16 protein-coding genes and 1 pseudogene are annotated in these 14,076 nt (G+C 32.3%); 9 read left to right on the top strand and 8 right to left on the bottom strand.

Annotated elements, in window-relative coordinates:
* Nucleotides 1-361: 361 nt before the first annotated feature.
* The 6 genes from KA900_RS10085 to KA900_RS10060 are packed head-to-tail and all read left to right on the top strand — an operon-like array spanning nt 362 to nt 6,424.
* Nucleotides 362-1,462 carry an amidohydrolase/deacetylase family metallohydrolase gene (locus KA900_RS10085; RefSeq protein WP_096811136.1) on the top strand — a complete coding sequence of 367 codons (1,101 nt, stop codon included), beginning with the start codon at nt 362-364 and terminating at the stop codon, nt 1,460-1,462.
* Nucleotides 1,440-2,546 carry a DgaE family pyridoxal phosphate-dependent ammonia lyase gene (locus KA900_RS10080; protein WP_096811135.1) on the top strand — a complete coding sequence of 369 codons (1,107 nt, stop codon included), beginning with the start codon at nt 1,440-1,442 and terminating at the stop codon, nt 2,544-2,546. The genes KA900_RS10085 and KA900_RS10080 overlap by 23 nt, the downstream gene beginning before the upstream one ends.
* Nucleotides 2,546-3,295: a 2-dehydro-3-deoxy-phosphogluconate aldolase gene (dagF, locus tag KA900_RS10075; RefSeq protein WP_096811134.1), complete on the top strand. Its 750-nt coding sequence runs from the start codon at nt 2,546-2,548 to the stop codon at nt 3,293-3,295. The genes KA900_RS10080 and dagF overlap by 1 nt, the downstream gene beginning before the upstream one ends.
* Nucleotides 3,288-4,304, top strand: a complete 1,017-nt coding sequence (locus KA900_RS10070; RefSeq protein WP_096811248.1) for a sugar kinase — start codon at nt 3,288-3,290, stop codon at nt 4,302-4,304. The genes dagF and KA900_RS10070 overlap by 8 nt, the downstream gene beginning before the upstream one ends.
* Nucleotides 4,305-4,311: 7 nt before the next feature.
* On the top strand, nt 4,312-5,037 hold the full coding sequence (locus KA900_RS10065) for a GntR family transcriptional regulator (protein WP_096811133.1): 726 nt from the start codon (nt 4,312-4,314) through the stop codon (nt 5,035-5,037).
* 52 nt (nt 5,038-5,089) lie between these two features.
* Entirely contained in the window at nt 5,090-6,424 is a 1,335-nt protein-coding gene (locus tag KA900_RS10060) for a GntT/GntP/DsdX family permease (RefSeq protein WP_096811132.1), read from the top strand.
* Nucleotides 6,425-6,692: 268 nt separating this feature from the next.
* Here the strand turns inward: KA900_RS10060 and KA900_RS10055 are convergent, their stop codons facing one another.
* From KA900_RS10055 to KA900_RS10025, 8 genes and pseudogenes are all read right to left on the bottom strand, one after another.
* Nucleotides 6,693-7,748, bottom strand: a complete 1,056-nt coding sequence (locus KA900_RS10055) for a DUF418 domain-containing protein (protein WP_210139541.1) — start codon at nt 7,746-7,748, stop codon at nt 6,693-6,695.
* A 201-nt stretch (nt 7,749-7,949) separates the two neighbouring features.
* On the bottom strand, nt 7,950-8,237 hold the full coding sequence (locus KA900_RS10050) for a hypothetical protein (RefSeq protein ID WP_108909592.1): 288 nt from the start codon (nt 8,235-8,237) through the stop codon (nt 7,950-7,952).
* Nucleotides 8,238-8,255: 18 nt separating this feature from the next.
* Nucleotides 8,256-8,420, bottom strand: a complete 165-nt coding sequence (locus KA900_RS10045; protein ID WP_157772560.1) for a hypothetical protein — start codon at nt 8,418-8,420, stop codon at nt 8,256-8,258.
* A 43-nt stretch (nt 8,421-8,463) separates the two neighbouring features.
* A complete protein-coding gene (locus tag KA900_RS10040; protein ID WP_210139539.1) occupies nt 8,464-9,213 on the bottom strand; it encodes a glucose 1-dehydrogenase in 750 nt (249 codons plus the stop codon).
* A gap of 25 nt (nt 9,214-9,238) precedes the next feature.
* Nucleotides 9,239-9,721: pseudogene (locus KA900_RS10035) on the bottom strand (SDR family NAD(P)-dependent oxidoreductase); the annotation flags it as partial.
* Between the two features lie 16 nt (nt 9,722-9,737).
* Complete coding sequence (locus KA900_RS14965) at nt 9,738-10,277, bottom strand: MFS transporter (protein ID WP_325051517.1); 540 nt, start codon at nt 10,275-10,277, stop codon at nt 9,738-9,740.
* 41 nt (nt 10,278-10,318) lie between these two features.
* Nucleotides 10,319-11,017, bottom strand: coding sequence for an MFS transporter (locus KA900_RS14960; protein ID WP_325051516.1), 699 nt, complete (start codon nt 11,015-11,017; stop codon nt 10,319-10,321).
* Between the two features lie 27 nt (nt 11,018-11,044).
* Nucleotides 11,045-11,488 carry a MarR family winged helix-turn-helix transcriptional regulator gene (locus KA900_RS10025; RefSeq protein WP_096811127.1) on the bottom strand — a complete coding sequence of 148 codons (444 nt, stop codon included), beginning with the start codon at nt 11,486-11,488 and terminating at the stop codon, nt 11,045-11,047.
* A 79-nt stretch (nt 11,489-11,567) separates the two neighbouring features.
* Here KA900_RS10025 and KA900_RS10020 point away from each other — a divergent pair, with 79 nt between their 5' ends.
* The 3 genes from KA900_RS10020 (at nt 11,568) to KA900_RS10010 (ending at nt 13,599) form a co-directional block, all read left to right on the top strand.
* Complete coding sequence (locus KA900_RS10020) at nt 11,568-12,014, top strand: GNAT family N-acetyltransferase (protein ID WP_096811126.1); 447 nt, start codon at nt 11,568-11,570, stop codon at nt 12,012-12,014.
* 5 nt (nt 12,015-12,019) lie between these two features.
* Nucleotides 12,020-12,754 (top strand): SDR family NAD(P)-dependent oxidoreductase, encoded by a 735-nt coding sequence (locus KA900_RS10015; RefSeq protein ID WP_096811125.1) that lies wholly within the window; start codon nt 12,020-12,022, stop codon nt 12,752-12,754.
* Between the two features lie 398 nt (nt 12,755-13,152).
* Nucleotides 13,153-13,599 carry a helix-turn-helix domain-containing protein gene (locus tag KA900_RS10010; protein ID WP_115342478.1) on the top strand — a complete coding sequence of 149 codons (447 nt, stop codon included), beginning with the start codon at nt 13,153-13,155 and terminating at the stop codon, nt 13,597-13,599.
* The last annotated feature ends 477 nt before the right edge of the window (nt 13,600-14,076 follow it).

The raw sequence follows: 14,076 nt of genomic DNA, 5'->3' as shown, positions 1-14,076 counted from the left end.
ATAAGCAAAATATCTCAGCTATTAGCTGACTACCCAAAACGAGGAAATAAAATAAAAAACACGTCCGTTGATTTCATACTAAAATGAATTTATACGGAGGTGTTTTTTTATGGAAAAAATTACTTGTTTTTAGAAAGTAAAAATAGAGTAATGATTGATCACGAAAATATAAAAAATAGTACTCAAATGAACAATTAAAAATAGAGGTGAAAAGAAAATATGCAGAATTAGATATTTTAACCGTATATTTAAGATTTCACTCTATCCATCAAAATTTTAAGTGTTTCTAATTTTGTAAACATTATAATGATTGCGTTTTCAAACATTATAATGTTATAATCTTTTCGCGAGGTGAGATAGTGTGAAAAGCACAGGAATAATAAAAAATATCTCCACAATAAATGAAGAGCGTATCGATATTTTTCTTGAAGAGGGTGTAATTAAAAGTATTGGAGAGCATCATACATTAGAGGGGCCTATCCTTTTTGATGGTTCAAGTTCTTATTTATCGACGGGTTGGATTGATTTACATGTACACGCATTTTCGGATTTCAGTCCATATGGAGATGAGATTGATGAGATCGGAGTGAAACAAGGCGTTACCACAATTGTCGACGCTGGAAGCTGTGGTGCAGATAGAATCGATGAATTATATAATCGTGCATTAAATAGTGAAACAAATGTATTTTCATTTTTAAACATATCAAAAATAGGGCTCGAGAGAATTGATGAGCTATCTAATTTAACTTGGATAGACCAGCAACAATGTATTACAGCGGCGCATCAATATAAAGATATGGTCATTGGTTTGAAATCACGAATAAGCAGTAGCGTTGTGAAAGGTAACGGCACGATACCCTTGGAAAAAGCTGTGGAAATCAGTGAACAGTTGAAATTACCTATTATGACCCACATTGGTTCTGCCCCGCCAAAAATCCAAGAGGTAATACCTTTATTGCGAAAGGGAGATGTAATCACACATTTCTTAAATGGTAAAGATAATAATCTGTTTGATAATAATGGCGAACCGTTGAAAGTATTAACAGAAGCGGTCAACCGAGGGGTTAATTTAGATGTTGGTCATGGTAATGCCAGTTTTTCATTTGAGGTAGCAAAGCAAGCACGAAATGCTAATATACATTTTGATACGATAAGTACGGATATTTATAAAAAAAATAGAGTAGAAGGACCAGTATTTAGTTTAGCTAATGTATTATCAAAATTTTTATATCTAGGATATACACTAAAAGAAATTATTTACGCAGTAACGCAAAAACCCGCGGCAATTATTAACAAACCTACATTGGCAGAACTGAGAGAGGGTGGTATAGCGAATCTGACTATATTTGACGTGGTTGAAGAAGAGCAAATGTTTACTGATTCGTCTAAACAAACGGTTAAAAGTAACCAAATAATTAAAGAAAGAGGCGTAGTAGCAAATGGAAAATTCATTAAATTATAAATATGGTTTGAAACGTGTTGTTAATGCAAGTGGGAGAATGAGCATTCTTGGCGTTTCATCACCAACAGATTCAGTAATGGACGCGATGAAATTTGGCGGACAAAATTACGTAGAGATGGCAGATTTGGTTGATAAATCTGGCGCATATATTGCGAATAAGATTAATGCAGAAGATGCTGTGGTTGTAAACTCTGCGTCAAGCGGCATAGCATTATCAATTGCTGGTGTCATCACAGGGGGCAACGAACGTAAAAGTCAAAGATTGCATAACGATAAAATTGATAAAAATGAAGTGATTTTATTTAAAGGGCATAATGTTCAATATGGTGCCCCTATAGAGACAATGATTTATTTAGGCGGGGGTTCAGTAGTTGAAGTAGGGTACGCAAATGAAGGGAAAAATAAACATATAAAAGAAGCAATTAATGAAAATACAGCAGCTATTCTTTATGTAAAATCGCATCATGCAGTTCAAAAAAACATGGCATCTGTAGAAGAGGTATATGAAGTGGCACAAAGACATCATATTCCGCTTATTGTAGATGCAGCTGCAGAAGAAGATTTGAAAAAATATACACAATGCTCAGACATAGCTATTTTCAGTGGCTCAAAAGCAATACAAGGTCCTACAACTGGTATCGTTGCAGGTAAAAATTCACTCATTGAAGCTACGAAAGTGCAATTACACTTTATAGGAAGAAGTATGAAAGTGGGTAAAGAATCAACTTTTGGGTTATTACAAGCTTTAGATGAATATTTTGAGAAAGTGGACAATTCTAAAAATGAAAAACAGGAACTACAAAAATTAGAAGCGCTTAATGACTATCAAGGCATTAAGCTAGAAGTCGTTCAAGATGAAGCAGGCAGAGAGATATATAGAACACGTGTATATGTGGATCCATCAATTTTAAATTTGAATGCAGAATCATTTGCTAAGAAACTAAAATCTGCTGACATAGCTATTTACACACGAGATTATGGTGTTAAACAAGGGTTCTTTGATATAGATCCTAGACCGTTAAAACGCGGTGAAATGGAGATAATATATAAAACGATTGTACAGATAGTGGAAGGTGAAATTTAATGAAAATATTAGACAGATTTTATAAAGATAGCGTAGCGCTCAATGTATTAGCCAAAGGGGAACGAAATATTAAAGATGTATATCAAGCAGCAAATAAAAATGTAGTTATTGGCGTATTATCAAAAGATTATGACACTGTCAAAGACGCGGTAACTAGTATGAGTGATTTTGGTTCACACGTTGATGATGCAATATCGATTGGATTAGGTGCTGGTGATAATAGACAAGCAAAAGTTGTATCAGATATTGCAAAAGATTACCAAGGTTCACACATTAATCAAGTATTTACAAGTGTAGGACAAACAACAGCTAACACGCACGACACATCTTGGGTTAACGCTTTAGTATCACCTACAGGTAGAGTAGGTTATGTCAATGTTTCCACAGGTCCAATAAGTAGCGAAGATTCTGAAAAAGCAGTTATACCAATAAAAGCTGCTATTAATTTAATTAAAGACATGGGCGGAGATGCTATTAAATTCTTCCCAATGAGCGGTTTAGATACAGTCGAAGAATATAAAGCCGTAGCTCAGGCATGTGGAGATATGAATTTTGGATTAGAGCCTACAGGCGGTATTACCAAGGAAAATTTCGAAGAAATTCTAAAAATTGCTTTAGATTATCATGTGCCAAAAATTATACCGCATGTCTATTCTTCTATTATTGATAAAGAGACGGGTTTAACTCGTATTGAAGATGTAGAATGGTTAACTTATAAAATGAAACAATTAGTTGATCAATATGAATAAACATATTGCAGCATATGGAGAAATAATGATGCGTTTGGAAGTGCCTGATAATCTCTTGTTAAGACAAGCAGAAGATTTGAAATATTCGTTTACTGGTACGGGAGTCAATGTTGCTGGGTTGTTAGCACAATTTGGATATACTTCTAGTTTAATTAGCGCTGTACCAGATAATTCAATTGGTTCATCTGCTATTGGTGCAATACGTAGGTTAGGGATTCAAAGTAATTTAGTAATCAAAAACGATAATAATTTAGGTATGTACTTTTTAGAAAAAGGGTTTGGTAATCGTCCAAGTAATGTGACGTACACCAATAGGCAACAAAGTAGTTTTAATATTACCGGTATTTCAAAATTTGACTTGTTACAATCACTCGAAGACATTGATGTTTTGCATATATGTGGCATCACGTTAGCTATGAATCAGTTAACACGAGATAATGTTTTAAAACTAGTGAAATTAGCAAAGGAACAAAATATTAAAGTAGTTTTTGATTGTAATTTTAGACCTTCGTTATGGGGAGAAAATGGTAATCAACGTGCTAAACCATATTATGAAACTATTTTATCAGAAGCAGACATCGTTATAATGAGTGAAAAAGATGCTATTCAAACTTTAGGATTATCAACGAATAAAGAGACAAAAGAAGGACAATTAGAAGCACTCCTCCCTCTAGTGGCCAAAAAATATGGAATTAATAAAATCGGGGGGACGATTCGAACTGTACAAGGGAGCAACCATAACGTCATTAAAGGATATTTATATGATAATGGGGCTATGTATTATTCTAAAGCGTTTGATGTGGATATCTTAGACAGAATTGGTACTGGAGATGCCTATACTTGTGGGATCATTCACGGAGAACTTTCAAATATGGATCCGCAAGACACGGTGACATTTTCAACTGCTTCTTGTGTGTTAGCGCATACAATTTCTGGAGATACACCTTTGTTTGATACTGATGATATAATAAAAGTTATAAATAATGAAAAAAATGATATTGAGAGGTAATTGATTTATGACGAAATTATCATCAGAAAAAGGGCCATTATATTTACAAATAAAACAAATTATTGAAGACAGAATTATCCATGGGATATATACAGTTGGAAATTATATACCGACAGAAATAGAGTTCGAAAAAGAGTTTAATGTGAGTAAAGTGACTGTAAGATCTGCAATTAAAGAATTGGTAAACTTAGGCTACTTGGAAAAGAAAAGCGGTAAAGGAACCACAGTAATTAATCATAAACAGAGGAACAACATCACAAACAATAAAAATTTCACAGAAAAACTTGTAGAACAAGGCAATAAAATACAGAAAATTATTAAAGATATTACGGTAGTTGTACACGAAGAAAATAGTCAATTATTTCAAATGTTTGGTGTGAAATCCTACAAGATAACAAGAGTCTATCTATTAAATGATCAGCCATATATACTATTCAATCATTATTTACCATATCCATTGAATCATTTAACTAATTATGATGAATTAAAGCAGAACAATGATTTATCGATATATAAAATTTTAGAAGAAGAGAAGATGGAAATCCAAAATATTGAAGATAATTTCTCTGTTGGGTTTGATGAAGAAGCTTCAATACAATTAAACCTTAATGTGTCAGAACCTTTGCTCATTAGAGAGAGAGAAACTTACGCAGTATCAGGTGAAGTTATCGAGTATAGTATTGGTTACTATAATAGTAAGTTGAAAAAATATACAATCAGTTTAAAAGATTGATGTGAAACTTTTGTAACTTGTTGGTAGCGCTAACATTAATGGGGGGACAGGGATGGATTCTAACATTTATTTATTAATCATTACGCTACTTTCAATTGTTATTGTCATACTAGGGGTTGCTTGGTGGAAATGGCATGCATTTATCAGTTTAACCGTTGCTGGTTTATTTTTAGCAATCATGGCAGGCTTATCACCTGAAAAAATTGTAACAGCCTATGAAACAGGTGTGGGAGACGTATTAGGACATTTAGTCGGCATTTTAGCTTTAGGAACCATATTAGGTAAATTGATGTCTGATTCAGGTGCAGGCATGCAAATTTCAGATTATCTAGTGAAGTCATTAGGTTATAAAAAATTACCATGGGCAATGATGTTATCAGGTTTTATCATTGGTATACCAGTGTTTTTTGAAGTGGGTATTGTTATTTTATTACCACTTGTTATTTCAATTCATAAAACTACAAAAGCAAACATATTACTTATAGCAATCCCATTATTAGCGGGCTTATCAATTGTTCATGGTATTGTGCCGCCTCATCCTGGGGCAATGACTGCAATCGGTATTTACGATGCAAATTTAGGAAAGGTATTACTTTATTCACTTATTATTGCTTTACCTACTGCGATTATTGCAGGGCCGATTTTTGGTAAGTTTATTAGTAAACGTTTAATACCAGAAAATTCACCAGACATTATTAAAGTAGATAATAAAACGAATGCATTACCAAGTGTAGCGATATCATTTTTAGTTATTGTGTTACCTGTATTGCTAATGTTGTTATCTATAATTACTCCATATTTAGGAGATATACCGAGTTTATTGAAAAATACTTTGTTATTTATAGGTAGCCCAGTTATAGCTTTATTAATTTCATGCTTTGTCGCTTTTTATTTGTTAGGTTTTAAACAAGGTATGTCAAAAAATGTAATTAAAGATTTAGTAGAAGAATGTATTTTACCATTAGGATCTATTATTTTAATTATTGGAGCTGGCGGAGGGTTTAAAGAAATACTTATTGAAACAGGCGTTGGTGACACGATTGCACAAATGACTGAAAACCTTTCGCTCTCGCCATTATTATTAGCATTTTTAGTTGCAGGTTTGATACGTGTTGCTACAGGGTCTGCAACAGTTGCATTAACTACAGCTGCGGGTATTGTATCCCCAATCATACAGCATATGTCAGGGATAAATTTAGAATTATTAGTTATAGCTACAGGGGCAGGATCATTAATGCTGTCTCATGTTAACGATGCTGGATTTTGGATGGTTAAAGAGTATTTAGGTCTGAATGTTAAAGAAACATTCAAAACTTGGACAGTAATGGAAACATTGCTAGCGTTTATTGCTTTTAGCTTTGCTTTTATCATTAATTCGTTAATATAAGCGAGTTAAATATAAAGCTATTATATAAAAGAATTCTATTGAAGATGTTGAACTTTTAAAATAGCAAGTTAATAAAACACTATTTACTAGGCTACTAATTTCCTGAATTTTATAGGAGATAAGTAGCCCAGTTTTTGTTGGACGCTAACTTTATTATAATTTGCAACAATATCTATTAATGTATTATTGATTTTTACTATACTTCTACGAACTGAATCCGTTAGCTTAATAAGTAGCCCTTTTTAATGTACTTTATTATAAAAGAAATTTATGTTTTTGATTTCTTTATAGGTTGGATTTTTAAATAGGTTCCACAACGCCACAACCACTCTAATGGACCAAATAAAAAATAATGCATCCATATCAATGAGAAAGTAATCTGAAATAAAGTGACTGCTACATATAATAAAAGCATGCCATAAGTATGGACGGTATAATTTGAAAGAATCGGTGTTAAAATAACAACACCTATGATTGTTTGGCCTAAGTAATTCGTGAATGCCATTTTCCCATACGGAATCAATATAGAAAGGCATTTTTGTACTGGTTTAATTTGGTATAGTAATAAAATTGAAAATATATAAAATAAACCGATAATAGCGCCACTGTTTTGATTAAAGCTATGCAGTAATTCGTTATTTTGAATGAATAATGCAAGTGCCCATATAAGGAGGGTAAGTGTTAAAAACAGTAACCAATATTTTTTTAATTTAGGCAATAAACTTTTATTCGTAAAAATACCGATATAGTAAAGTGCTTGCCCTAATAACATATGTCCTAATGTTGAGAGCATGACCATTAATAAAACAAATGAATTAAGCAAATTAGGAATGTGGATACCTTTGATTTCTATAAATTTAATTAATATGGGTAAAAAATTTCCAAATGTAACCAATAAAACGCCACAACTCAGTTTTATTTTATTTGGCACGTTTTGAAAAAGTAGTAAAAGCACCCCCATGACTGCATATAGTTTAAGAATATCGCCATCCCATAATAAGGAACTTAATGCGCCAACAATAAATAAAAGAACCATTCGACGTATATGTACCCAAAGGGTTAACCCTTTTGTTTGTAAATTATTTATAAAAATAGAAGTACTGACACCAAACAAAAAAGCAAATATAAAATGAAATTTATTTAAACTGAACATTTCTATATAATTAATAACTTTACTATCAAATATGTTAATCTCTATACTTTTTGTATTAGAGGGTTCAAAAAAGTGAATATTAATTAATAGAATACCTATAATAGCTATACCACGTATAACGTCAATGAGGTTAATTCTTGTTAGCGAAGCTGTACCTTTTTGTACGCTCATTTTATCCCTCTTTTCCAATAATATAAAGCACATTATACAAGGGGGGATAAAAAATGAAAATCGAATTTGTCTTACGATTTTGTCACATTAATAATTAGTACGTGTTATGACGTTTTCGTTGTTATTGTAAGTTTGGAGTTTATTCTAATTAAACCCCACGTAATATTTTCATCAAATTTAGTTATACTATCTCTTAAAAAATTAATACATTGTCACGATCAAAATATTTTTATGTGACTTGTGTTTTTCAATTACTTTATAATATTTATCAATTGATTTTGAATAGTATTTATAAACACCATCAGAATATTGTTCAACTTTCTTAGCATCTGTTTGCATAAATGCTTTTGGGGATAAAATATTATTTGATTTATTAATAATTTTTTTAATGGTTCTATCTTCCTCTAATATATACTTTGTTTGAGTTTTTTTGTCATCATAGGTATCTTGATTCTGCCTACTGTTTAAAGTAAAGTTTCCATAAACCACATTGTTTTGTATCTTAGATCATTCTGTTTTATCAGGTAGGTTTTCTATTTTAGTATCTGAGTCACCGACTTTTTCTTCTTGCTTTTCTGAATGCTGATTATGTTCTTTTTGCTCATTTTCTTGGTTGCCACATGAAGCTAATAACAACAAAATCAATAAAATAGGTGGATAAGTCTGTCTCATACATGACGTCCTTAATTAAATAGTCATATTATAATAAAACGATTTATTCTGCAGTTTCTCCGCCATCGACGGGGAGGTTAATCCCTGTAATAAAAGAAGATTGTTCAGAACATAACCACACTGCGGCATTTGCTTGTTCATTCGGTACGCCCATACGGCCCATTGGAATAGCAGATTCAAAAGCTTTCGCTTGTTCTTCTGCTTCTTGAATCCAATTTTCTACAGCTGCTGTTTTTGTCATACCAGGACAAATTGAGTTAATGCGTATGTTTTGTTTGCCAAATTCTAATGCCGCACTTTTAGTTAACCCATTAACGCCGTGTTTAGCAGAAATATAAGGCGTTAAACCAGGTGTTCCAACTAAACCACCTGTAGATGCCGTATTAACAATTGCGCCTCCACCAGATTCAAGCATAGCTGGTATCTCATATTTCAAACATAAAAAAGTACCAGTTAAAGTAACATCTATTACACGCTGCCAACGGTCTGTGTCAATCTCTGTTAATGAAGCCGTTGGAGCGCCGATGCCTGCGTTATTATGCGCCCAATCCAATCGACCAAATTGTTTAACAGTTTGGTCAATTAAATTTTTAACGTCCTTTTCTTCGGCTACATTACACTTAATAAATTGTGCTTCTCCACCTTCGTCTTGAATGAGTCTTACAGTTTCATATCCTGACTCTTCAGAAATATCTGATACGACAACTTTCGCGCCTGCTTTTGCAAAGGCGATAGCACTTGCTCTACCAATGCCATTACCTGCTGCGGTTACAATACCAACTTTATTTTTCATTATTTATCACGCTTTCTTTATATGATTAATATAATTTAATACTACCACCGTCTACCATTACGGTTTGTCCAGTAATATATTGAGCATCTTTACTTCCTAGAAATACAGCGACCGGTCCAATGTCTTTTTCAACGTCTCCAAATTTTTGTAGAGGAATGCCTTGGACAACTTGATTATAATATTCTGGGTTATCTTTTCTCCATTGATCAACACCTTCAGAATAAGCAATAGGTGAAATCACATTAGCATTGATACCAAACGCTCCGAATTCATTTGCAATCACCCGAGTTATACCACGAATAGCTTCTTTCGCAACAACATAGGCACCTTGATTTTTATCTCCCTTAACAGCTGCGCCAGAACCAAAGTTTATAATGTTTCCTTGAGTTTCTTTTAAATAAGGAATTACCATTTGGCATAAATAAAACGTCGCATAAAACCCCGTATTAAATGACAAATTCAAATCATCTTCCGTAATATTTAAAAAACTATTCATACGAGATATAGCAATTTTATTATCTAGTCTAGCCATTTAAATCACCTTTCTTTTTAGAATTCCAATATCCTTCTTTAACAAGTTTTTCTTTATTTTTAAAAGCCAAAATAATCGCAATGATATTAACCACAAATAGTAAAATAATGATAATAAGGCCCGTGGTATAGCTTCCTGAAATATCATATATAAAACCATAAGCTGGTAAAGCGACAATAGATGCAAGGGCTAAGCCAATTGATGAGGTGGAATAAATTTGACTATAGTCTTTACTTCCAAATAATGACGAAGCCATCGCTGGTGCTATTGTTCCAATCGATGAAGTAAACATTCCAAATAAGAATAAAGCAACAGCTACTACCACAATAAAATCAGGCATAGCAATCAATAAAATAGTGGCGATTAGCCCTAGTATCATAGCCAATAAACCCACTTTTTTTGCGCCAATCTTGTCTGTGAGATAACCAAATACGAGTGAACCGACAAAAACACCCACCATCAGTGCAGACATCATTGCGCCAGCAATACTAACTTTTTGTCCATGATTAACAAGATAAGTAGGGACGTGCATTGTAAAGCTTGATATAGCGGTAATAATGAAGAAAAATAGGGCTAATAAGAAAAAAGCTGGCGTTTTTTGGCCGTAGTATACGCAATACCTTCGATGTTTTGTATTTGTTTATGGGGGTCTATATCAGTGCTTGTATCTCCATAAGCTTTTGTATTTTTATCCTTAGGAGAATTACGAATTAATAATAAAATGATAGGTGTAACAATAATAAGCACACCTAATCCTGTAATAAAGTATGCATTTCTCCAACCAAACTGACTAATTAAAGCGCCTATAATAGGTTGCGCAAATACACCCAGTAACCCTCCAATTGCTGATAAAATACCAAGGGCCAGCCCTTTCCCTTTACTAAACCATCTTTCGATTAAAACAGGACCGCCTATTACAGTAATGAAAACCCCGCCGATAGCGAATGGTATAGCTAAGAGGTACCATCCCCAAATTGAATTCATTAAACCAAATAAAGCGAACGCACCTGCTTGGAAAATAATGGCAAAAAATAATACCAACCGTGCACTATATTTAGATAATAGCTTTCCTCCAAACGGAAGAAACAGCAGGGTCACAATCGAAGAAACACTTAAATAAATCGTTAACCTCCCTACGCCTACATTTAAATCTTGGGACACAGGGGATAAAAATAAACCTGCTGAATTATTTAACGCTGCTTTACCTAATCCTACAGAAACACAGAGCCCTATTAATATTAACCACGCAAAATGTAACCTTTCTTTATGCATTTAAGCCACCTCTAAAATTCAAAATATTTATCTGCTTTCTGTATTTAAATATTTTACTCGTTCAAATAATTTCTTTTGTATGCTTAATAGTTGTTCAACTTCTTCAATATTTAAAACAGAATAAACTTCATTTCTCATGTTTTGGCCTTGCTTTTGGGCTTCTTCTAAAACTTTTAAACCCTTTTTAGTTATTGTAATCAAGACTACTCTACGGTCATTTTTTTGATGTTCTCGTAAAATATAACCTTCTTTTACAAGGTTGTTCGTTAGTTTTGTGATAGCGCCAGACGTGTACCCTAGAGCAAGTGCAAGTGTAGAAGGCTTTTGCGGACCTTCTTCTTTTAATTTTGATAAAGCTAAAATTTGTGAAATATTAACGTTTAAATTAAATTTTTTCATGAAAAGCGTCATCGTTGCATCATTAAATAATTCGGCGTTGTGAATGAGTTCAAAAAAATTATTGTTTTCCATGTTATCTCCTTCCTAAAAATAAATTGTAATGTTAATATACCAGTAAAAGGTTTCCAGGTAAAATAATAAAGGAGTAATTATGACTGTTTATATAAATAATATAAATCCATCTAATGTTAACGAAGTAAAGCAATTAAAAGTAAATTCTAAACAAATGAATTTTATTGAAACTGTACACGAATGTTTAAATGAAGCCGAGAAATTTTCTCAGTGGTGTCCTGTAGCAATTTATAACGACAATGAAATTGTAGGTTTTGCGATGTATGGTTGCTTTGGTAAAAAAAAAGAAACATGGATTGATCGAATTCTCATTGATGAAAAATATCAACGTCAGGGTATTGGTCGAAAAGCAATGAGGTTATTAATGTTTTTTGTATTAGATAAATATAAAGTTAATACACTTTATTTAAGTATTGTTCGAGAGAACCAAGTAGCTAGAAAGTTGTATGAGGAGTTAGGGTTTTACTATACATTAGTGGATGATTTAAATGGGGAATTGATATTTAAATATAGCAAAGGAGCATAATAAAAATGAAAAGATTAGAAAATAAAGTGATAATAGTTACTGGTGCAGCACAAGGTATGGGAAAAACGCATGTTGAAAAATTATTAGCTGAAGGTGCAAGGGTGGCTATTACTGATATCAATAAAGAATTGGGAGAACAAGTTTCTAAAGCATTAGGAGAAAATACTATTTTTATACAACACGATGTTGTTAACGAGAGTGACTGGCAAAATGTAGTAAATACAGTAATGAATAAATGGGGGCATATTGATGTATTAATTAATAATGCTGGTATTACGTATAATACACCCCTAGAAGAATTAAGTTTAGAAAATTATATAAAAATAGTAAATGTTAACCAAGTATCCGTATTTCTAGGTATGAAAACAGTAGCAAGCATTATGAAAGCACAAAAAAATGGGTCCATCATTAATGTTTCATCTATGAATGGTTTAGTAGGAGGCGCTATAGGTTACACTGATACCAAGTTCGCAGTTAGGGGTATGACTAAAGCAGCTTCTAGAGAATTATCCCCTCATAACATTAGAGTAAATTCAGTACACCCTGGCGTTATCCAAACATCTATGTTAGAACAAGAAGGTGTTAAAGAACAAGTAGAACAATTCAAAACAACAATTCCTATGAGACGTGTTGCTCAAACTGAAGAAGTTTCTAATATGATTATTTTCCTTTCTTCTGAAGAATCGAGTTATTCAACTGGTTCTGAATTTGTAATTGATGGCGGTCTCACAGCATTGTAATAAAAACAATAATAATTTATTCGGAATAATAGTGAGCACTGTTTTATTATAAAAACCAAATTATTATATCGTCGTATTTCTAGGTGAAATACTTTGAAAATCAAATGTGTGATTACTATATATTTATAAATTTTGTAGTTATTTTAAATGTATCATTTTAATCTGTATAAGTATTCACCTTACGCTTTTGCAATTGTTTCGTGTTTTATAGCTTTTTTAATAACAACGCATATTAAAACAAAAGAAGCGTTGTTAAATATTACATTCAACGACGAAAGGCTGTTTTTCATTCTATATAAAATACGTACGCCACAATTCGGTTACATGCCGCAACTATAGGATACTTACCTGTTAGAAAAAATGCATTTAAAATATTTGGATAAGGGGGTGTAACCAAAATGGATTTTCATAATATATTAAAAAAGAAAAGAATAGAAGCTAATTTATCTCAAGAAGGTTTAGCAGATCGTTTAAATATAAGTAGGCAATCTATATCGAAATGGGAAAATGAAAAAGGATATCCAAACATTGAAACACTCCTGAAAATAAGTGACATATTTAATATCACAGTAGACGAACTTTTAAAGGGAGACGATTATTTGAAAGACAAAATAATTCAAGATAGCAAAAATTTAAAACGCCACAAATGGAAGACTTTTTTTGATGTTTTAATAGTGATTGGTCTCATATTGATAGTCGCAAAAATAGCAATCTTTATAATCACAAAAATATCTGGTAACGAAATTGATTTTTTATCTGGTTCCATTATTTATTCATTTGGGCCATTATGCTTAATGATTATTGGTGCTATAGGTACAGATATATTAAGTAAAAAGTATAAATAATACTTTACGCACGTAGACTCCCGGTATGCTTAACTGTCATAAACCTTGAATAATTGGTTTATATCGCACGATATACTAACAATTTTTCCTGATTTAGTTAAGCATTCTTTTCAATATTTTAATAAATTCATTCAACGTAAATGCCACAAGCTACGTACTTCAATTGCACGCTTCTTTTCTCGAAAATGTAAAAACACCAATTGCTCCTCCAAAATATCGTGAAGTATACAGCATATACCCAAGGCATGAAAATTCGTCAAAGAAGCCCTTTTGTCTCTCTCAATATCTTAAAAGAATACTCAATATTACCTTACTTTTAATTTTAAAAATCGTTACGTTTTTTAAATAATGGTCCTACTTTTTAGGCCTCCCCAAATCAAAATTTTTGAAAAATTTTACAAATTTCTAAAAGCGTTTAGATACGGGGAAAACTAAATATAACAAGGTTGTTATAAAATTTAATTAAAATTAGAATAT

It is taken from the genome of Staphylococcus sp. GDY8P120P (assembly GCF_017892065.1).
Classification (GTDB): Bacteria; Bacillota; Bacilli; order Staphylococcales; family Staphylococcaceae; genus Staphylococcus; species Staphylococcus nepalensis.
Note: the sequence above shows the minus strand (reverse complement) of the source record. Positions and strands in the feature narration are given on the sequence as shown.